The following is a 20837-nucleotide window of genomic DNA, read 5'->3' as shown; positions in this document are numbered from 1 at the left end:
CCTCACTAGTAGAAGCTAAGGTGGTGCCATCTGGACTAAAACTAACACTCCTAACATTATGGCGATGGCCTTTGAGGGTGTGTATCAATTTACCATCTTCCAGATTCCAGAGTTTGACAGTGTAATCCCAACTGGCGGAGGCTAGGGTCTTACCATCGGGACTGAAACTAACGCTAGTAACAGCGTTGCGGTGCTCTTCAAGAGTTTGCACTTCGGTGCCATCTGCTACCTTCCACAGTTTCACTGTCTTGTCAGAGCTCCCAGAAGCCAAAGTCTGACCATCAGGACTAAAACTGACGCTCCTGACCCAATTACTATGACCTTCTAGGATTTGTACTTCGCTGCCATCTGCTACCCTCCAAATCCTAACTCTGCCATCCTCACTGCTAGAGGCTAAGAGTCTACCATCAGGGCTAAAATTGACGCTCCATAGCTTACCACGATGACCTTCAAGGGTTTGCAGCAAGGTTCCAGTTTCCACATTCCAGAGCTTCACCGTCCTATCCTCACTAGCAGAGGCGAGGAGCTTGCCATCAGGGCTATATTTTACATCTGTGACACCAAAACGATGTCCTTCGATCTGATTGCGCTCTCTAATGCCATAAATAGCCTGTTGTAGTGCAGATCTGACCTGCAGGCGCGTATAATCTTTGACTGAGCCAGACTCTGCTAAGGCTTGCAGTTTTTGTGCTGCTGGCAAGGCTGTCAGTAGTGCATCAAAGGGGCTAGACTCAAAGGCTCTTTTTGAAGAAACACTGGCTAATAAAACATCAGCTTCTAGCAGTTGTCGCCTTGCTTGTCTAACTTGTAAACCTACTGATGCTGCTGTTACCAAGGAAATAGCCAAAATTGTGGAACCAATGTTAACTATTCTCCGGGATTTTCGTTGCGCTTGCTTTAATTGGGCTTGAGCTTGCTGTTGCGCTAGAGTTAAGGTCTCATTCGCCTGGGATAAGATTCGACTCTCTTCTTGTTTGAGTGCTAAGGCATGTTCAACTTCTTGCTTCTCTAGATCTTGACTACTAGCTAAAAAGCGATAATCTAGATCGCTCAAGCTTTTAGTATTTGACCATGAAAGCGCTTCCTGCAAAGCCTGACCCCGCAACAGTCGTGATTCATCCTGATAATTGGAACTAACCCAGGCATTGAAGTCTTCAGAGTAGGGGCGCAGTTTCTCTAATTGTTTCTCAACCCACTCTATATTAAAAATCTGCTCATAAATACGGTTGTAAACTTTTAATTTTCCCTGCTGCTGAACTACTAACCCCGACAGTCGCAACTCGGTTTGCTCGGAACTGCCATCAGCAACAATTTCCCCCTGTTCTAAAATTTGCTGATATACTCCTAAAAGCTGACCAACACGCTGCTGGTTACGGAGAATGCGTTCGCGTAGCGGCTCTGAAAGAGCATCGCGTAGCGGCTCTGAAAGAGCATCGCGTATGGTTCGCAAATGCTCTGGTTCGTCTTGGGCTTCCCAATTTTCAATGATGCGCCTTTGAACTATCTGCTCAATGGATTGGGCACTGAGAATACTCCTACTGTCGGCACTCTGAGCCACCAGCTGACATAACTTTTGGGTCAGAAACGGTTGCCCTCCTGTCCAGTTCAATAGTTCCTGAACCACTGCTTGGGGATGATCTACCTTACCCTCTAATCCTTGAGCTAATGGCTGTGTTTCAGGGAGTTGAAATCCACGCAGTTCAATCGCTTTACCAATATTAAAGGGGGTTTGAGTTTTATCAGTAATTAAATCACTTGGAGTTGCCACCCCTAACAGGGCAAATGTGAGCCGTTGGTAGGCGAGATTATCTACTCGTTGATTGTAGAAGAATCGAATCAGAGCAAAAAAATCATCTACGGAAAAATTCTGGCTCAGAACTCGGTCAATTTCATCGACGAAAATAACAATTTTGTGCTCAACCAGAACGAGCAGCACTTCCTCAATGAATAGACTCAACCGTTGCACAGGGGAAAGCAAATCCCGCTGCTCCCGCCACCAGCTGCGCCATTTAAATTGTTTGCTGAGCTGGCAACTACTCACAATAGCATTGACTATTCCAGCATACCACTTTTCTGGGGTGACATCCTCTTTGCCAATCCCGGTCAGGTCAATAAAACCACAGAGGATTCCTTCTGCTTGCAGCTTTTTCATTGTCCGTACCCGTAAGCTGGATTTGCCCATCTGTCGCGAATTTAGTACATAACAAAACTGACCCGCTTTCAAGCTTTGGTAAAAGTCTTCGTCCGCTTGTCGCGTTACGTAGCTGGTGGCATTAACTGGGAGTTGGGACTTAGTAAATAGTTAGCGTTACTTTGCGTCTGTTTTCGGTAGCTTGCGGATCTATTCGCCACCTGAGACATAGACCAACCTAAGACGTCTGCGTTCGAGCTTTGTAGCTGACCGTGTTCATGTTCTTTTAGCCTTACTTTTAAGCAGTATTCGCCCTTGCTCATTGAGCGGTTTTGTGGGTATAATTTAGATAATAACAAGTTACACGCTATGGCTCCCAATCACTCTTACACGACAAAACTGAAGCTTAACAACCGTCAAAAAACCTTGATGGCCAAACACGCTGGTTTTAGTCGGTGGGTGTACAACTGGGGCCAACGCGATGTGGAAAGATGCCTACAATCAAGGGTTAAAGCCTAACACTAAAACCCTAAAGCGGCTATTTACCAACTATGTCAAACCTGAGTATCCCTGGATGAGGGAATTATCCTCAAAGGTTTACCAATATGCCTTCATCAATTTAGGGGAAGCATTCAAAAGGTTTTTCAAAGGATGGGGTAAGTACCCTAGATTCAAATGCAAGGGTAGAAATGATCGCTTTACTATTGATAATTCAGGGAGACCGATTCGATTAGGTGGGCTAATTCATAACTTACCCTTCCTGAAGCGGGTAAGAACGTTTGAAGCCCTACCAGATTGTCTAACTAAAAAAGTCACAATCTACAAGAAAGCCGGGGAGTGGTATATTAGCTTCTCCATGGAAAAGACCTTTGAACCAACACTTAAAGAACGAGAAAGAGTTGGTGTGGATTTTGGGATAAAAACCCTAGCTGTATTAAGCTCTGGTGTAGAGTTTGAAGGACTTAAGCCTTACCGCAACGCTCAACGGAAATTAGCTAGAGTTCAACGGAAATTATCTAAAAAAGTAAAAGGCTCTCAGAATTACTCAAAAGCCTTGCTTGAAGTACAAAAACTTCACCGTCGAGTTGCTGATATCCGAAAAGATTATCTTCAGGTGCGACCCGTGGCGAATTTAATTCTTAATGCGGAAAGCGCACCTATACAAGATGACCACTTATATAGCTAAAAACCACAGCGTAGTTGTCATAGAAGATTTAAACGTTTCTGGGATGATGGCTAATCATAAATTAGCCAAAGTTATCGGTGATAATGGACTGTATGAAGCCAGGCAGCAACTTCAGTATAAGTGTGAACGCTACGGTGCCAAGTTAGTAGTAGCTGACCGGTTCTTTCCATCTAGTCAATTATGTTCATCATGCGGAAATAAACAGCCAATGCCTTTATCTGAAAGGATTTATGAGTGTGGTTGCTGTGGAAATAAGATTGATCGCGTAGGACATGCCTCAGTGAACCTAGAACGCTATAACGAGTACGGCTCGACTCGTAAGCCTGCTGAGGGTTAACCGCTCCCATGCCCCCGTTGAAGCAGGAAATCAACACACAAAGTCTCGTTATGTGACGCTTTGTACACGTTTGATGGAGCAGACTGCCACCAACTTGATAGTCATATGATTGTGGTTCTGTCATGTTTGCTGTTTCATTAGCTGATAGCTGACAGCTGTTCGCGCAGCGTGCGCGTAGCGCAGATGCTTACCTAAAAGCTAGAACTTGGTAGAAATATTCCCGGTACAAATTGCAGCGAGGGACAACATAGTTACCCTGTCGCTCTACCAACCCCATACTGTGCAGTTTGTAAATCTCGATCGGATTCAGTTCTACTGGCTCGGATGACGTGACAACTTTCTTGAGGGCCTGAAGCAACTCTGGTAATTGTTGCAGTGTTTCTAAATGTCGCCGCAAATGGTTGCTATAAATACCTGCTTCTGTTGGTGCATCTTGCCACAACTGCTGGAATGTTACCTTGCCAGAGCCAATTTCATACATCGCTAACCTTACCAGATAGGGATGACCAGATACCATTGTCATTAATTTCTCTATCTGGGTATCATTCCAATTTAGTCCATGGAGATGAGCCAAATTTTTTACCTGCTGTTGGTCAAACTCTCGCAACTCCACTGGAATCCCGGCGTTAAAGGGAGATTGATTTAAGTCTAAGGGAATATAAACTTCTGTAGAATGTGCTATCACTAGCCGCAGTTGTTTCCAAATATCCGAAATCTTGGCTTTCTCATGCCAGCTGCGCAGCATCCCTAAAAAGTCTTCTATTACTTCGGGGTAGGGGAAAACTCGATCGACTTCATCCAATGCTAAGACCAGGGGACAATCTATTTCTGCCAGTAAATACTCCTCAAAATAGACTGTGCAGTTATCATTACTCCCCAAAATCTCTGTATCCCAATAATCATTTAATTGATTTTCTAACGTTAACTGCCGACCAACTTTCAAACAGAGCCAGCGTAGAAACTTATCTAAATCCGTTAAAATTGCTCGGTCTACACTGCTCAAATCTCAATAAACCGTTTGAAAATCCTGGGATTGAGCATGAGCTAGAATCCTCATCATTAAGGAGGTTTTTCCCATTAGCTTTGGTGCTTTAATCCGAATCAGGGAACCAGGCATAATAACGGTATCGTAACCGAGAGATTCGATGCTGTCTCGCTCCACATAAAGAGGTGAATCCAGCGCCACCCAACCCGACGGAAATGGTAGCGTTGTTACCGGCTCAGATGCTTGCTGCTCTCCATTGGTGCCCACTGATGTACCTTGACACTTTTTCCATGCTCTTCTGAGTGCTTGTTTGAAACTCTTTTTGGTAACCCTTTCTCCTAAGGCTTCTGAGAGCTTATTCCATAATTTGTTGCCTATATCTTTGTTAAGATACTCAGCACTGTAGCCATACCTATTGGCGATCTGCTCATAGGTTTTCCCTTCCCAGGAACCCTGAAGTACTGTGGTTTCAATGTCACTGAGATGTTTGCCTGTATTTTTGAAGACAACTTGATCAGCAGACTCTTTTGCTTGTATCCAAGCTAACTCTGATTCTGAGTCTACTCCAGAGACTACACTCAGAACTGGATGGGAGGGGTAAAACTCATCAAATGCTTGAGCAATCATGTAACTAATAATTTTGTAGATGTATACTTAGCTACCAACTACAGCCCCAGCATTCCAGATTTTTGGAGAAACTGATATAGCGCTACGGGCAAGGCAAGAGGCAAAAGGCATGCATTCAAAAGGGAGTTGGGAGAGGTAGGGTGGGCAGTGGCTTAGACTTGGATTGTCAGCTTTTCAATTGGTCTGATGCACTGCCCACCCTACGGCTTAGGTCGGGGATGAATTTTCCCTCTCAAATAGTGTTAATATAAAAAGTAAGGGTCTCAAAAAACTGGGAATTGACCCTATCCAGCTACCTCCGGTGCGGGGGAAAGTCACGCCCAGGTCGATAACAGCAACATAGTTGTTGTGCCTGGGAATCCCCATCCCTCTACAGGGTGGGGAGGTTCAAGCAAGACGTCTGCTATTTTACCTGTTTTAGGGAATGAAACAGCCCTGGCCAAAAAGCCGGGGTCATGCCCCGGCTTTTTTGGTTCGATGGCTCGGTTTTGAGTCAGAACATGTGCGCGTGCAGTACCTCCGCGTTACAGATATAGGCGATGCCCGAATAATCGTCGAAAAACTTGGCTGCGACCTCATCCGAAATCTTCAGGGCGATATCCCGATTGCGAGTGAGCACCTCGATCTTTATATTCGAGTAGTTGTCGCCAACGGAGGGTTGTCCCGACGAGCGCACGTTGCGACTGCCTTTACCGCCAACAGGCACCACCGTATAACCGGTAGCCCCGGCTTCGTCGATGATCTTGGCGATCTTTTTCAGCAGCAACTTTTCCGTGACGATGACGAGCTTGCTGGCTTGTTGGGTCATGCTGGTTACCTCTTGACGCTTGTAGTCATTGAACTGCACAGAAACTCAGGAAAACGGTAGAACCGCTCGCTATCGCGCTGATCCGAGTAGAGGAAGGAAATACCATCGCGTTCGTCTACACGTTGCGTAATAGGGCGCTTGCCATAGTGATTACGCTATCATCATATGATCCATCAGTCAAAATTTTCTAAGCGAATAATTATAATAGCTAATGACTTCTAGTTTATAATTCTCTTATCTAAGCTAAAACCCCTGATTGACTGACAAAAGTTATTCTGGAACATATTGGTACGTTAGTACTTTCAACTAATGGCTATAAATTCGTTTCTCGTGTTGTTTGCGCGATGCCATAACAGGGTCAGGATCGCGGTTGGATGTGAAACTGACGTGACGAATCATTGGCCCAGACCTATGGGCCGGGCGGCTGTTTAATGGAGACGACGCAGACCTTGACATAGCCGCCGCGTTGGTCGCCGGGCCAGGGGAACACCGGCAGACTGCCACCAGTCTGGGATCAGCTGCCCATCAGCGCCTGGGCGAGCCCGATGTAGAGCGGTATTCCCAAGGCAAGCGCAACCGGCGTGCCGACGGCTGTGGACGAGCCGATGTAGGCGGAGGGATTGGCCGACGGGATACCGGCTCGTAAAGTGGGGGGCCCTGAGATGTCTGAACTGGAGGCGGCGATGACGGCCAGGATCACGACGCCGCCAAGGCTGAATCCCGTGATGACATGGGCAATCATGCCGAGACCGAAGGCAATGAACCCATGCAGCAGCGGCCCCACAAAGGCATATAGGGCGTACCACTGGCCCACCTTGCGCAGCTCGCTGATCCTTGAGGTTGCCTCCATACCCATTACCAGCATCAGTATTGAAAGCAGGCCGCGGAAGAGGGGATTGAAGAAGCTCTCATAGACACTTTCCGGCTGGGTTAGCATGCCTAGAGCGAGGCCGAGCAGCAGTGCCGATAGGGCAGAACCCTGGAGGCTTTCCTTCACGATGGGCCATATCTTGACCCGCTCCTCTGCGGTACCGCGCTGCTCCCTGGGATACCCGCCTGCGGTAATGCGCTGCTCGCTGGGATAACCGCCTGCGGTAACGGGCTGCTTGCTGAGATACTCCTGCTTGCTGAGATACTCGTCTGCGGTACCGCGCTGCTTGCTGAGATAAACGGTGGCCAAGACGATCGCAGTCACGAGCGCTGAGATGTCCATGAAGGGATAGAGTGCGGCAGCCCAGGCTTCGTATTCGATGCCTTCGGTTTCCAGTAGCGTCAGGGCGGCGGCGAGGGTAGAGCCACTCACGGCACCGAACAAGCCTGCGGTCGCAATGGCATCCACGGTTTTGACGTTCGGCAGCATGCCCAACGTGTAGCGCCCGATGAACACGATAAGGATCCCTATTACGATGGCGAACACTGCGGGCAACAGCATTTTCGCCAGATTGGCATTGCGGATCGCAATGCCGCCGCTCAGGCCGACTTTGATGAGCAGCATGAAGACGATGAACTTATAGATCGCATCTGGAATTTGCAGTCGGCTATTGACGGCGGCAACGACCATACCACCAATCAGAAAGCCGAGTGTCGGGGACTGCAACTTAGCCAGGAAGAGCGTCAAGAAATCGGACAAAAAATCCATATTGTAATTCCTCCTTAATCATATCTTAGGGGTCAGGACGGCAGCCAAGCGTAGCCTTGAATCCTGGGTGGCTGGCTCGACGCCCTCAAACTTATTATCAAAAGCAGTTGTAAACCATTGCTTAACCTGGGTGAAACTTAGTGGGATGATTCCCTTTTAGAGCCAAAACATAATCTGCACCTTTCCTGGGAATACTATGGGCGTTTCTGTAGTTGAGTCCCGATGGCATCAATGGTATCGGGACTCAACTACAGATGTCCAATAATTCCAGTAAAGCAACGGATAGCTGTAATCTCATTGGTTTTATGATCCACTTTCACTTGCCCGAGACACAGCCGATGCTCAGAAGCCCTATGCACTAACCAAATGCAAGGCTGATTGTACTAGGGTTAGGTCATAGGAGCCCTTGAGTTGTTTGCCATCAATGGGAATCACCTGGGCTCGATTATCTGTGACCAAACTACTTAACCAGCTATATTATTAGTTCATTTTTCTTGCGCTTACCCTGAGCTGTAAAGGCTTAAATAAAACTTACACATCAGCTGACAAATCAAAATTAGCTTGTGCCTGAGTTGGTGCATAATTTTGAGAGTTATTCACGATCGTACGAGACCACCGCAGTGCTTCTAAACGACTCAATTCTAGGTTTTGGGCTGGAATCTTATGCCAGATATCCAAGCTTTGTAAGCGCTTTCTGGTTTTGCCTGCTGCCCCTACAATAAATACTTGACGACCTTTATCTAAGGCTTCTTGAATAGCATTTTCCAAAGCGAGGGTAGCGGTAACACCTAAAATAGGTACATCACTGAAATCCAGAATCAGCACATCAAAACCTTCAATGGCATTGTGTTCACGGGAAATTGCCTTGGCAACCCCAAAAATCATCGGTCCACTGAGATGAAACAGTACAATACGACCATCACCTTGATCCAATAGTACTTTCTCTTCCTGGGAAAGCTGAATTTCCTCATCGTCATAGGTAATCGCCTTAACACTTTCTGCCCGATGATTACTAAGACGCTCAATGGTGAGGATATTCGCAACAAATACTCCCACTCCCACGGCCACAATCAAGTCAACAAAAACAGTCAGTAAAATCACCCCGTACATAATCAGGGATGCTTTCCAAGAAATTTTATGGGCACGCTTGAGGAAACCCCAGTCAATAATATCAATACCTACCTTGAGGGCGATACCAGCCAAAACAGCAAGGGGAATACTTTTGGTGAGGGGGGCAGCCCAAAGCACAACTACTAGTAATGCTAAAGCACGGGCGATACCAGAAAGGGCACTCCTACCCCCGGTTTGGATATTAACCACAGTTCCCATGGTTGCGCCAGCCCCAGGAATACCGCCAAATAAACCCGATACTAAATTACCTAAACCCTGGCCCATCAACTCTTTGTTAGAGTCATGTTCGGTGCGGGTTAAACTATCAGCCACCAGGGACGTTAGTAATGCATCAATGCAGCCCAGTGTAGCTAGCACCAAAGCATCAACCACCATTAACTGTAACTGTTGAGTGGTAAACACCGGTAGACGCAAACTAGGCAAACCAACAGCAATTTCCCCAATACGGCGAATATCTACCCCAGAGAAAAACACCAAAGACAAAACTGTTCCCAGAATTAAGGCTACCAACTGGGGGGGTACGATGCGTTTCCATTTGCGGGGCATCAAAACAAGAATTGCTACCGTCAAAACCGCTAAAACAGTTTCAATCGGGTTGATGTTTGCTATCAGTGTGGGCAAACTAGTAACTGTGCCAATGACGCCACCCTTAGGGCTACCTTGACCCAAGAAAGGAGCAGTTTGCAAAATAATTAGTATGATTCCAATACCCGACATAAAACCGGAAATGACGGTGTAGGGCATCAACGTAATGTATTTGCCTAGGCGCAGAAAGCCAAACAGAATTTGAAAAATTCCGGCTAACATGACCACGGTAAACGCCATAGCCATGCCGTTTTCTGGATTAGCAGCCGTAAGGTTAGCAATTACCGCTGTCATCACCACGGTCATGGGACCAGTGGGTTCAGAAATTAGGGTGGGAGTACCTCCAAATACCGCAGCAAAAAAGCCAACTAATACAGCACCCCACAAACCAGCTTCTGCTCCAGCACCGGAGGCGACACCGAAGGTAAGAGCCATGGGGAGGGCGATCACGGCGGCGGTTAGGCCACCAAAAATATCGCCCCTTATGTTGCGAAAGTGAATTTGGTTAGTCAGTTGCATTGTTAAATGACATTTAGGTAATTGTTACATTACATGTAGTTAAGTACTTATTACTGTACTGCAAATACATCCATTAGATTTATTTAATAATCTTACTAAAATCATTTACTTAAGTCTATAGTCAAGGCACAAACCCAGAAACATAGTCAGCCGTTAACTTAATATTAAGAATTTATTAATAAATATATTAACTTCATAAAAACTCATGGCAATTATCCATTTGCTTTATAGCAGGGGAGGGTGGGAAGTGTAGGCAGGGTGGGAAGTGTGGGGAGTGTGGGGGTGCATCTGATATTTGTAAATCTATAACTAAAAGAAGTGTCGGGAGGGTGGGAAGTGTGGGGAGTGTCGGAAGTGTGGGAAGGAAAAAATATTTAGGGTGGGCAGTGGGTACCAACAGGATTGTGAGGTGTTGAATTGGCTGAAGCACTGCCAACCTGACCAGTAATCTTGTTAAAAATCTAGATAATTAACTCCTCTTTTATAGCGTAGTTGCTAGTGGTGCTTCAGGGACGGGCTCGCCCTCATTTTATCGGTAGCCAGTGTTAGCACAGTTCGTCCCGTAACGCACCACCAGGTCAAACCGCAAAAATGAGATGCACCCGAAGAAGTAGATGTAGGGTCGGCAGTGCTTACCAACAGGATTGTCAGGTTTTGAATGGGCTCAAGCACTGCCCACCAGACCAGTAATTTTATTAAAAATCTAGGGAGATGTAGGGTCGGCAGTGCTTACCAACAGGATTGTCAGGTTTTGAATGGGCTGAAGCACTGCCCACCAGAGCTATATATGTAGATGTAGGGTGGGCAGTGGGTACCAACAGGATTGTCAGGTTTTGAATTGGTATTAGGCACTGGCCACCAGAGGAGTAATCTTATCAAAAATATAGATGTAGGGTGGGCAGTGCTTACCAACAGGATTGTGAGGTTTTGAATTGGTATTAGGCACTGGCCACCAGACCAGTAATTTTATTAAAAATCTAGGGAGATGTAGGGTGGGCAGTGGGTACCAACAGGATTGTCAGGTTTTGAATTGGTATTAGGCACTGGCCACCAGACCAGTAATTTTATTAAAAATATAGATAACTACTTAATTTGATCTCGGTGGGCAGTGTTTTATACCGATTACAAGCTGATTTTATTGGTCTAAAATACTGCCCACCCTACGATTAATATAGTTTAGTTTATGTCTGTGGCTAGTGTTTTATACCGATTACAAGCTGATTTTATTGGTCTAAAATACTGCCAAATTTAAAATTATTTTTATTAAAATTATCGATTCCCGATTCCCGATTTCCTAATAAAAAAAAATTCTAAAACCCCTTGACACTATATTTATTTATTGATAAATTAATAATGTCAACAAACTCAAGAGATAATTTCAGATGAGTAACAATTTTCCTCCTTCCGACAACCAAGGTGGCTTACCCAAGAAAGCCAAGCTCCTTTTGATTGGTTCTCCTGAAAAGGTTCGCAAAACAATTAATGCCATTTATTCCCTTAAGTATGCGGAGCCGGAGGAGTGGAGCACTCCGGAGCCTACGGGAAAGCCTGGTGAGGTTATGACCTTTTTGATTCGATACTTTTACGTAGATTAAGATAGGAGTTTGCCAGGGTTGCCCCCTGGCAAATCAGGAATGGTGAAGGATGTTTGGTGAAGGAGGATGAAGCAGAATGAAGCATAATGAGGTGGGATGTTATTGCTTTTCAGTAGTTGCTGACTAACTCGGGAATCATGCCATAATTGAGGTCTGAAATTATCGATTTTGAGCTGTACTTGTGGAACGTTAAAGTACAGAATTCGGTCAAGGATTGGGGTTAACCCAAACTTGACCGATTTTTTTTTAGGGAGTCGGGAATAGGGAGATAGGGAGATGGGGAGATGGGGAGATAGGGAGATAGGGAGATAGGGAGATAGGGAGTAGGGAAAAAATCCTCTATACCTAATTAATATGAGAAACGCTGTAATTATCCTATGTATCAGTTATTTCCCGGATTGGTCAAACCGCTTTCTGATATTGGCACGAATATCTTCCCAATCGTCAGCTGTCATTGTTGTTGGCTCTGGGCTACTTAGTCCTTTGAGAATTTCCATTTCTAGGGCGTATCTAGTTTTCTGCTTTTGGTCAGCTCGAATTAGCTCTCGAATGTACTCGCTAGTGCTGCTATAACCCCCTAAGGCTACCTGAGCTTGAATAAACTCTTTCATCTGCGAGGGCAGGGCAATATTCATTGTGTCCATTGGGATACCTAGTTACTTACTGCTTGTTTATAGCTATATTGTCAATAATTGCCAATGGATTGTCAATCTAGAGACTGGCCCCGCACTCAACCCAATTGCAAGGCTGATGTTAACGGTTGTTACTACTTAGCCTGCGCCCTACAATAAAAAGCGGGAACAAAAAAATGTGAGCCAGCTGCAATTACCCCTAGATCAGCTATCAGCTAATGCGCTACGTCACAGCGTCGTTCGCACAGCGTGGCCAAACGCGCCCCGCGTGGCCTAAAGGCCAAGGCCAAAGCCTGTGCCACGTTACTTGAGGTGCTATCAGCTGATGCCCTTGGCTGACGGCTGACCGCTGACCGCTGACCGCTGACGGCTGACCGCTGAATGCTTACAGTCAAGCTTTTCGAGCTTAGTAGTACAAATCTATAAAATAAAATATATAAGTTGGAAGAACAATTAAGTTTAATTGTAAGAATTCAGGTGAGGGGGGTTGACAAAACTGAAAAAATCGGTAACCTAACAGCATGAGCAGAAAACTCGCACTGAACAAGCTAGAGCCAAAAGCCCTCAAACAACTGGCAAGGGAGCAGTTGGTATGGGTGATATTGGAGCAGCAAAAGTACATCAAGCAACAGACGACACTTCAAAAAAGTCATTCCCTAGTTCCCTATTCCCTATTTCCATTAATCCACAACTTGTGTACCTCACCTATTTAAGAAATGCTATATACCGATTTCAGCTTTTGACTTATAAGGAGAAACGGGATGTTAAGGGTCTTGGTGGGTAAGTCCTGTGGGAGATCAACCTGGTATTGAAAGTTTCCTGCATAACTTTTGCTGGTTAGCCGGATAAGTCTATATATACTGAAAAATCAGCTATCAGCTATCAGCTATCAGCTATCAGCTTATGCCCTTGGCTGACGGCTGACGGCTGACTGCTTACAGTCAAGCTTTTCGAGCTTAGTAGTACAAATCTATAAAATCAACTATATAAGCTGCAAGAACAATTAAGTTTATTAAGTTTAATTTTTACATCTTTGACCCACAAAGTAAATGAATACTCCTCCCTTAGATGAGGCTCTCAAGACTTACGAAATAGCCCTTGATAACTTGGAATATTCAGCATCACCGATGTCTGAAGAGCAAATTATTGCAGTTTTAAATGCTAGGGATTTTGTTCACGCTACTGGTCAGGCAAAAGTTTACCCTTCTTATCACCAACAAAAAACCCTTGTTGCCTTGGATGTGCGCCTCAAACAAAATGCTTGGCAGATCAGCAAGGTTATTGATTTTTCTAGCTGGCGAACTAGTTTGGAACCCCCAGACACAGCTTGGTGGTGGCATTTAGAAACAGAAACGGAGCTTGCCCGCTGGCAATGGTGGGATTGGTTATGGCGAGGATTGAGCATTGCTGGCTGGACGGCGAATCTTGGCTTGTTAATCGACCTTCTGCCTCGTTTTCTGATAGCAGGCACTGGATTTGCGGGAGCAGTAGCAATTGCTTTTCCTAGTCTTTTGACCTTATTACAAGCGATAAGCGAACTAACGGAAACCGGACAAGAAGAATTTGATAAATTATTAATCCGACTGGGTATTCCCAAGCATTTTCATGGGGAAGCCCAGCTCGGGGCGACGGAGTTATTACTGCTAATCTTACTAGGTTTTAACTTTTATCTGCCCAATTTTTCTAATTTTTCTAATAGAAGAGGTTTTGAAAACTATAACAAGGGTCAACTCGCCAGTGCTGAAGCCCACTATCAGCAAGCCTTAGCCCTTAATCCTGATAATGTCAAAGCTCACTACAACTTAGCTGTAGTTTACGAAGATTTACAACAGTTTGACAAAGCCAGAACTCAATACCAATTCGCCGTAAAAGGCGGTTTTGTTAAAGCTTATAACAACTTAGGTCGCTTGCATATTCTTAACAACAAACCCTCCTTAGCTATCCCCTTACTCTTCAAAGGTTTAGCCGGGGCTGGGCAAGCAAGCATCAAAGTTCGATACGACCTGATGAAAAACTTGGGTTGGGCTTTACTCAAGCAAGGGCGAGAGGAGCAAGCAGAACCAATTCTCCGGAGCGCGGTCTCTTTAGGCAGTAGTCCAGAAGGTATTGAAAAAATCAGCAATCGCGGTTCAGCCCACTGCTTATTAGCTCAGGTTTATCAAGGACAAAACCAGAAAACCAAAGCCCTTACCCAGTGGCAAAAATGTTGTCAATTGGGGTCAAGTGCTAATCCTGATGAGGATCTGTGGCTGGGCTTAGCTCATCAAAAATTAAAGGAGGAAAATCAATCATGTGGTCAAAACAATGGAAAACCTTAATTGCCTTTGCATTGGGGCTAGGTGTGGCAGTCCCTTTCGTCAAACCTGCCCTGCCTCAAATACGAAGCTTTAATCTAATTATCGCCTTGGCTCCTCCAGGTCAAGTCAAATTCCAGAAGCCCAATTGGTCAAATTTTCAACCAGCTTCTATTGGTAATGTACTCAGGGGGGAAGATAGGCTGTTGCTAGACTCAAATGCTACGGTTGAAGTGCTGTGTTCCAACTGGACAACCTGGAAACCTGAACCGGGAAAAACATCCATCGTTAATGAAGGCTGTCCTACCACCGGAGATAGTAGAATAATTCATTCAGAGGATTATACCGCTTCTACTAGGGCAGCAAATAATCAAAAAATTCCTTACCTATTAAGTCCGAGGAACACATCCTTACTCGACAACCGACCCACCCTACGCTGGCATCAGGTTGAAGGTGCAGAACGTTACTCTGTTAGGATTCGTGGACTTGCATCAGATCTAGACTGGAAAACCTACACTAGGGAGACAGAAATTCTTTATTCAGGGGAACAACCTCTAGCACCTGGTTATTATTGGTTAATTGTTGAAACTGACAAAGGGAAACGTTCTATAGAGGAAGGGGTATTGGGTTTTCGGATACTTGATGAAAAGAAAGCCAACACCCTATTAAAAGAAGTAGAGGAACTCCAGCAAAAACAGTTAAGTGAAAAAGCAAATACCTTAGCCCTAGCCCATTTTTACCTCAGCAAAGACTTGAAATATGATGCCATTGATATACTTGAACAAAGCATCAAAGATGGTAATACTTTGGTAGCTACCTATCAATTGCTAGGGGATGCCTACACAGAAGTGGCATTAAATCGACTGGCAAAGGAGCGTTACCTCAAAGGTTTAGAACTGGCTCAAGCAGCCTCAAATTTAAACAGTCAAGCGGAAATACAAAAGCGTTTAGTAATTATCACCCTAATTATTGATAGTAAAGAAGAAGCTTTACAGTGGTTAGAGCAAGCCCAGGTCAGTTATCGGGCGTTAGGAGATGAATCAGAAGTGCGTCAACTAGAACAGCAGAAAAGTGAAATTTTAGAGGCGGCTCTGGATGTGAATTAGGGGGTATCGGTATGGTTTCAACTAAATCAATCAAATAGCTTACAGGTCAAAATCCTCGGGATTTATCCCTTTGGCTTTTAATTGCTCCAACAATGCTTTCATACGAGTTCGTTCAAGCTCTAAAGCTTCCTGTGCTTGCTCTGCTCGTTGTGATGCCTGTTGTTTTTCGAGTCTTTCAAGCTCTAAAGCTTGCTGTGCTTGCTCTGCCCGTTGGCGTTCCTGTTCTGCCTGTTGTTGAGCCATATCTCTTTGCTCACTAATTTCTAAATAGCTAGCAAAAGGCTCACCATTGGGATAATAGAGCACCAATTCCGATGCTACTAACTCAAAGGTAATTCCTAAACGGGGACTCACCCAACCCAGCATCTGGGGGATTGGTTCTAACTTTTCGGCTGAACGCAACCAGCCTTTTAGTTTGGCTCTATTTGGATCATAGAGATAGTACTCTTCTACTCCATGGGTCCGGTAAAACTTGAGTTTATCCTCTTCTAATTCTTTAATGGTGTTAGTTTCGGAGGCAATTTCAAAGGTGACTTGAGGATTAAGGTTATCTTCAACCCAGGTCTTATAAGAACGCCGATGCCCTTTGGGTCTACCGATAACTACCATCACATCGGGGGCTTGGTTGATTTTGGGTTCTCCTTGTATTGGATACCACAACAAATCCCCAGCGACAAACACATTGGGGTCATCTTTGAAGTGGACTTCTAGGCCATACTTAATGGTAGTAATTAGTTCAAATTGAAGGGTATTGTCGGCCATTAGTTTCCCGTCACTTTCGGGATATAAGATGTCATCGGTGGTGGGAGTAATTTGCTGAACCATAGGAAAAAATTTCACCAAATACTGGAAGCCTATTCTATCTTATCACACCCCATAAAAAACGACCATTTTAACAGATTTTTGTGTGAAGCAAACGTGTTATCATTTAATTGGTGCTTGATCTTAGATTCAACAACTAAGGGATGTGTGATGTTTAATTATAGCAATCTCCCCAAGATTTTTACTTCAATCTCTTGGAAACTCTCTTTGGTACCGGTATCTTCTGTTCTCTTGCTCCTTGGTGCTTGTCAAAATAGTCAAACGATCAACCAAACAGTTAACCGAGGTTTAGAAATTCGCTTTCTGGCAGGGAGTGACTTAAAAGATTTTTGCGATCGCGTAGCGTGACCTTCGGTCAATCGCGCTGCTAGCAAACTCAATAACTCCCAACCTAAACTAGAGGATGGTACTCCCTTTTATCTAACCTGCGATACTAAAGGAAGTGGGGATGTGGTGGAGGAAGTTCTTAATCTTACTAAACAATTGCAATCCGGTGCGATCGCTCCTGAAGATTCCCAATTTCCTACGTTAATTTCTGTCGATGGAGAAATTTACCAGAGTCAGCTGATATTCCAGATTAATAAAATTTTTCCAGGACAAAACTATATCCCAGATTTAACTGAATCACCTCTGCTTGCTTACAGTCCAATGGTTTTTATGACCCAAGCTGATTTAGCCGGAAGTTTAGCAGCAGTGGACGATCTCTATGTTTCCTTGGTAGAGGCGAAAAATCACCAGGATCTAGACCCCAAGGCGGCTCCTTTACCAATAACCTACGTTCACACCGCCCCAACCCGTTCTAATTCTGGCTTGCAAACCCTAGTGGCTCAATTTGCTTCGGTTTCCGGTAAGCGTCCTCAAGAACTGACCATAGCTGATGTAAAAAAATACCAAGATCGGGTTCAGAAAATCCAAAATAAAATCACCCGTTACGGAAAATCTACGGGCTCCTTAGCGAAATCGATGGTGAACAACGGTCCGTTTTGGGCTTCTGTGGGCTCTGTCTACGAATCCTTAGTGATTAGTGCCAACAGCCAAGGTAATAATACGGTTAACTATCAAGCGGTTTATCCTTCCGCTACCTTCAGTTCCAACATCCGCGCCATCTTCCCCAATGCGCCATGGGTGAGTGAAAAAGAGAAAGCAGCAGGGGAAAAAGTTATTGAATTCCTAGGGCAACCAGAAACCCAAAAAATTGCGGTAGACTTGGGCTTACGTCCAGGGATTTCAGGGGTGCCCCTTGGTAGTAAGTTTTCCCCTGAATTTGGGGTACAAGCTAATCCTAAATACGATTCCTACCGTCCTCCTAAACCGGAAGTGGTAGAAGCGATGTTGCAAAGTTGGCAAAGCTACGCCAAAAAACCTTCCCAAGTTGCTTTAGTCGTAGATGTTTCCGGTTCTATGAGAGGTGAGAAACTCTCGGCTGTGCAGAATACGTTACTGAACTACGTGCAGAATATCGGTTCAAGGGAAAAGATAGCGATTATTCCTTTCAGTAATGAGATTAAGCAGCCCTTTATGGTGGAAGGCACACCCCAAGGAAAAGCTGAGGGGATAAAATTTATCGGTAGTCTGAAAGCTGGGGGAGGAACTCGATTATATGATAGTGCTCTTTTTGCTCGGAACTGGTTAAAACAAAATTTTAAAACAGACGCGATTAATGCGGTGTTGATTTTGACCGATGGTGAGGATTCTGGCTCGGAAATTACTCTCGAACGCCTATCCCAAGAATTACAAACCAGTAACTTTGAGGCGGATGAAAGTATTGCTTTTTTTACCGTTGGGTATGGTGGAAAAGGAGAGTTTAATCCTAAAGTACTGCAAACAATTGCTGAAGTAAATGGGGGCTATTATCGTCAGGGCAATCCCGAAACGATTTCTAAGTTGATCGCAGATTTACAAGTTGAGTTTTAAGTCAATTGTAGCAGTTATCAATTGAATGAGGTACAAATTACTGGGTTTTAGGGAGCAGGGAGCAGGGAGCAGGTAGCAGGGAGCAGGGAGCAGGGAGCAGGGAGCATAAAAAAAATTACATGTACCTCATTAAAATAGTGAAAACTATACCTCTCTTCTGTCACTCTAGGCAGATGAATAATAAAAATTATCCCAAAAATAAACAAAGTCACGCAAACAATCAAACTCATTCATTAGATTTATAAGCCTAGGGAAACCCAAAGAAAGCTGAGGAATAGGAAAAACTTTAAGCCACCGGCTAATGATATTAAAACTAAGATAAGGTTTAATAATTAATCTAAGATTATTAAGAATATTTTTCCAGCCCTTTATTTCATTCCACCAATCATGTTGTTGAAACTTTTCTGATACAGGTGTAACCATTGGGTTAAAAGAGTCACTGTGTAGAGACACCATTAAATACGCCGACATAACTAATTGCCACCATTTTTCAATTTGAGGATAATTAGTGACACGAAAATCTGCCCAACCTAATTCACTTTTACTTTGTTTAAATCCATATTCCACCCAAGCTCTTATTTTCTAAATTTGGCCTACTTTTTTATAGCTTATTTTTGGGATTTTCGTCATGACAAACCAAGTTGAATCGGCTGGTATTGTCTCTTTATCCGTTGTTATCTCCCAATATTGTCTTAATCCTCTTTTTCCATAAATAACTTCTCTGTCTTGATGCAGTCGCTCATGGGGGGAACCCCCAAGACCGCGCTGCATCGCTAATGTATCTTTTTTGGATCTTACCATCAAGCGCCTTGATGCTCAAATTCTCGCCATTTATTGGCTCTGACTTTCTGCTCTTTTGGTAGCCACACTCCATGATTAGAGCGGATTGCTACTGCATACTCTATTTTTAATTCCTCAATTACCGACCTAAAATTACTACCACTTTCCCCATAAAGACTATCAGCTAATACTCTTTTTATATTAAAACCCATTTCTTTTAGCTCTTTGATTAGTTCTGCTCCAAGTACTGGCTTGCTTTTGTATTTATCTCCTTCTTTTAACCTTCCTTTTGGCTTAAAAATCTTAAACTTTAATGGGAAAGTCATACCCTCCCAATGTCCATAGGCATTTACTGAGACAATCCCATTCTCTACTTTTACGCTTATTGCCAATATATTGTCTCTTGACATAGTCCGTTTTTTCTCCTTTCTTCTTATCTCCTGTTTCGTCTATTATCACATCTATTTCCCTCCCTTCTAACACAGTTAAGATGATGCCTAATCTTCTTGACTCTAATTCTTTAGCTGACCAGGGGGACTTGCTTAAGAAGCGATGCAGCGCGGTCTTGGGGGTTTCCCCCATGAGCGACTGCATCAAGACAATGGTGTAATCCTTGTGCATTTTCTAACCCTACTACCTTAGCTATCTCTGGTAAACTTTTTCTTTTTATGTCACTAATCAGTCCCACATGAATGTATTTAAAGTACTCATAGGCTCTTACTTCTACAAATAAGTTTTTGTACAGTTCACAGTATGTATCTACAAATCTCACTGTGGAAGCAGCCTGTCTCGCCTCTACCATACTCGAATGACGGGTTTCATAGGTTTCCTCTTCATTTTACAACTCCGAGAGTGACAGAAGAGAGATACAGTTTAAGTAAATTATCAGTCGCTGATTACCCATGAGGCAACCCATGTTAACCTTTGCAAATCCTCTTCATTATCCCCTAGCGGTCTTAGCAGGAGGTGTATTCCTAGGGATCGCAGTACGAGTTGCTCGACTTCCCAGCCCCATTGCTATACCCCTAGCAGGAGTGGTCACGGTGGCTGGTGCCACTGTTCTTAAGCAAAAGGAAAGTCAACAACGCCCGACCCTACAAAACCCTGCTTTGGAAAGGGAATTACAACAGGTACGACAACAGGCTCAACTGATTGCTCAAAAAGCAGAAAGCCTGCGCTCAGAATCGGAAAAACTTGCCCTTGCTACCACAGAAATGGAGCTACTTTCTACTATTCAATTCGCATGCGATCGCGCTTTGGAATTACCCAGCAAAATTGACCAATTCTCCCAACGTCTCCATGGTACAGACTCCCTGCTTTCGGTAACCGATTTACAGCAGCAGTTGCAAGAGGTAGAAGCGAAAAAAACTAAGAGTTCTGGAGTCGCTAGGCAACAATTACAGCAATTAGCGACCAGCTTACAGCACAATATTACCCTGGCCCGACAAGGGGAAGATGCCAGACAAGCCCAGGTGATTGCTCTAGCTACTTTGATTACTGATACAGCAGGAGTTCTACAACAGTTGCAAAATCGCCTGCGGACAAGCAATTTACAAGATGCCCAAACAGTGGAAGAATTGCGCTCCCTCAGTACGGAATTGGCAGGTTTTCAAGACAATATGGCTCTTTTCCTATCTTAAATTGATAGTCAGCTATTAGCTATCAGCTATCAGCTATCAGCTATTAGCTATCAGCTATCAGCTATCAGCTATCAGCTATCAGCTATTAGCTATTAGCTATCAGCTA

13 protein-coding genes and 6 pseudogenes are annotated in these 20837 nt (G+C 44.4%); 9 read left to right on the top strand and 10 right to left on the bottom strand.

The annotated features are described in order from the left end of the window. Nucleotides 1–13 precede the first annotated feature (13 nt). Nucleotides 14–2233, bottom strand: a pseudogene (locus BJP34_RS33750) (AAA-like domain-containing protein); the annotation flags it as partial. A 267-nt stretch (nucleotides 2234–2500) separates the two neighbouring features. Between BJP34_RS33750 and BJP34_RS38115 the strand changes: the two are divergent. Next, nucleotides 2501–3654: pseudogene (locus tag BJP34_RS38115) on the top strand (RNA-guided endonuclease InsQ/TnpB family protein). Nucleotides 3655–3841: 187 nt separating this feature from the next. Here BJP34_RS38115 and BJP34_RS33735 read toward each other — a convergent pair. From BJP34_RS33735 to BJP34_RS33720, 5 genes and pseudogenes are all read right to left on the bottom strand, one after another. After that, nucleotides 3842–5266 (bottom strand): annotated as a pseudogene (locus BJP34_RS33735) (AAA-like domain-containing protein). Nucleotides 5267–5759: 493 nt separating this feature from the next. Beyond that, the gene (locus tag BJP34_RS33730; RefSeq protein WP_070396105.1) at nucleotides 5760–6074 is read right to left on the bottom strand and encodes a P-II family nitrogen regulator; all 315 of its coding nucleotides are present in this window, start codon (nucleotides 6072–6074) and stop codon (nucleotides 5760–5762) included. 514 nt (nucleotides 6075–6588) lie between these two features. Continuing rightward, a complete protein-coding gene (locus BJP34_RS33725; protein WP_070396104.1) occupies nucleotides 6589–7713 on the bottom strand; it encodes a sodium-dependent bicarbonate transport family permease in 1125 nt (374 codons plus the stop codon). Nucleotides 7714–7994: 281 nt separating this feature from the next. Further along, nucleotides 7995–8145 (bottom strand): annotated as a pseudogene (locus BJP34_RS50620) (ISAs1 family transposase); the annotation flags it as partial. A gap of 99 nt (nucleotides 8146–8244) precedes the next feature. Beyond that, complete coding sequence (locus tag BJP34_RS33720; protein ID WP_070396103.1) at nucleotides 8245–9948, bottom strand: SulP family inorganic anion transporter; 1704 nt, start codon at nucleotides 9946–9948, stop codon at nucleotides 8245–8247. Nucleotides 9949–11330: 1382 nt separating this feature from the next. Between BJP34_RS33720 and BJP34_RS33715 the strand changes: the two genes are divergently transcribed. After that, the gene (locus BJP34_RS33715) at nucleotides 11331–11543 is read left to right on the top strand and encodes a hypothetical protein (protein WP_070396102.1); all 213 of its coding nucleotides are present in this window, start codon (nucleotides 11331–11333) and stop codon (nucleotides 11541–11543) included. 386 nt (nucleotides 11544–11929) lie between these two features. Here the strand turns inward: BJP34_RS33715 and BJP34_RS33710 are convergent, their stop codons facing one another. Together BJP34_RS33710 and BJP34_RS41715 are read right to left on the bottom strand one after the other, a co-directional pair. Then, complete coding sequence (locus BJP34_RS33710; RefSeq protein WP_070396101.1) at nucleotides 11930–12187, bottom strand: type II toxin-antitoxin system ParD family antitoxin; 258 nt, start codon at nucleotides 12185–12187, stop codon at nucleotides 11930–11932. A 203-nt stretch (nucleotides 12188–12390) separates the two neighbouring features. After that, nucleotides 12391–12570 (bottom strand): hypothetical protein, encoded by a 180-nt coding sequence (locus tag BJP34_RS41715; RefSeq protein WP_149031329.1) that lies wholly within the window; start codon nucleotides 12568–12570, stop codon nucleotides 12391–12393. Nucleotides 12571–12696: 126 nt separating this feature from the next. Here BJP34_RS41715 and BJP34_RS41710 point away from each other — a divergent pair, with 126 nt between their 5' ends. The 3 genes from BJP34_RS41710 to BJP34_RS33695 all read left to right on the top strand — a co-directional run bounded on the left by BJP34_RS41710 (nucleotide 12697) and on the right by BJP34_RS33695 (nucleotide 15575). Beyond that, nucleotides 12697–12888 carry a hypothetical protein gene (locus tag BJP34_RS41710; RefSeq protein ID WP_149031328.1) on the top strand — a complete coding sequence of 64 codons (192 nt, stop codon included), beginning with the start codon at nucleotides 12697–12699 and terminating at the stop codon, nucleotides 12886–12888. A gap of 336 nt (nucleotides 12889–13224) precedes the next feature. Then, on the top strand, nucleotides 13225–14493 hold the full coding sequence (locus BJP34_RS33700; protein ID WP_070396099.1) for a tetratricopeptide repeat protein: 1269 nt from the start codon (nucleotides 13225–13227) through the stop codon (nucleotides 14491–14493). Next, on the top strand, nucleotides 14466–15575 hold the full coding sequence (locus BJP34_RS33695) for a hypothetical protein (RefSeq protein ID WP_070396098.1): 1110 nt from the start codon (nucleotides 14466–14468) through the stop codon (nucleotides 15573–15575). Before BJP34_RS33700 ends, BJP34_RS33695 begins: the two co-directional genes overlap by 28 nt. 39 nt (nucleotides 15576–15614) lie before the next feature. Here BJP34_RS33695 and BJP34_RS33690 read toward each other — a convergent pair whose 3' ends face one another. Then, a complete protein-coding gene (locus tag BJP34_RS33690; RefSeq protein ID WP_070396097.1) occupies nucleotides 15615–16400 on the bottom strand; it encodes a Uma2 family endonuclease in 786 nt (261 codons plus the stop codon). 147 nt (nucleotides 16401–16547) lie between these two features. On the opposite strand from BJP34_RS33690, the gene BJP34_RS48150 reads away from it, so the two are divergent. The 3 genes and pseudogenes from BJP34_RS48150 (at nucleotide 16548) to BJP34_RS49805 (ending at nucleotide 18311) form a co-directional block, all read left to right on the top strand. Continuing rightward, the gene (locus BJP34_RS48150) at nucleotides 16548–16745 is read left to right on the top strand and encodes a hypothetical protein (protein WP_229424154.1); all 198 of its coding nucleotides are present in this window, start codon (nucleotides 16548–16550) and stop codon (nucleotides 16743–16745) included. Between the two features lie 72 nt (nucleotides 16746–16817). Beyond that, nucleotides 16818–17642 (top strand): annotated as a pseudogene (locus BJP34_RS49810) (extracellular solute-binding protein); the annotation flags it as partial. An 84-nt stretch (nucleotides 17643–17726) separates the two neighbouring features. Beyond that, nucleotides 17727–18311: a vWA domain-containing protein gene (locus BJP34_RS49805; protein ID WP_267876633.1), complete on the top strand. Its 585-nt coding sequence runs from the start codon at nucleotides 17727–17729 to the stop codon at nucleotides 18309–18311. A gap of 165 nt (nucleotides 18312–18476) precedes the next feature. Here BJP34_RS49805 and BJP34_RS38110 read toward each other — a convergent pair. Then, nucleotides 18477–19893, bottom strand: a pseudogene (locus BJP34_RS38110) (IS701 family transposase). A gap of 112 nt (nucleotides 19894–20005) precedes the next feature. Here BJP34_RS38110 and BJP34_RS33665 point away from each other — a divergent pair. Continuing rightward, nucleotides 20006–20731: a hypothetical protein gene (locus tag BJP34_RS33665; RefSeq protein WP_070396096.1), complete on the top strand. Its 726-nt coding sequence runs from the start codon at nucleotides 20006–20008 to the stop codon at nucleotides 20729–20731. The last annotated feature ends 106 nt before the right edge of the window (nucleotides 20732–20837 follow it).

Origin of the sequence: Moorena producens PAL-8-15-08-1, from assembly GCF_001767235.1 — a bacterium.
Classification (GTDB): domain Bacteria; phylum Cyanobacteriota; class Cyanobacteriia; order Cyanobacteriales; family Coleofasciculaceae; genus Moorena; species Moorena producens_A.
The sequence above is the reverse complement of the archived record's forward strand: the minus strand, read 5'-3'. Positions and strand labels throughout refer to the sequence as shown.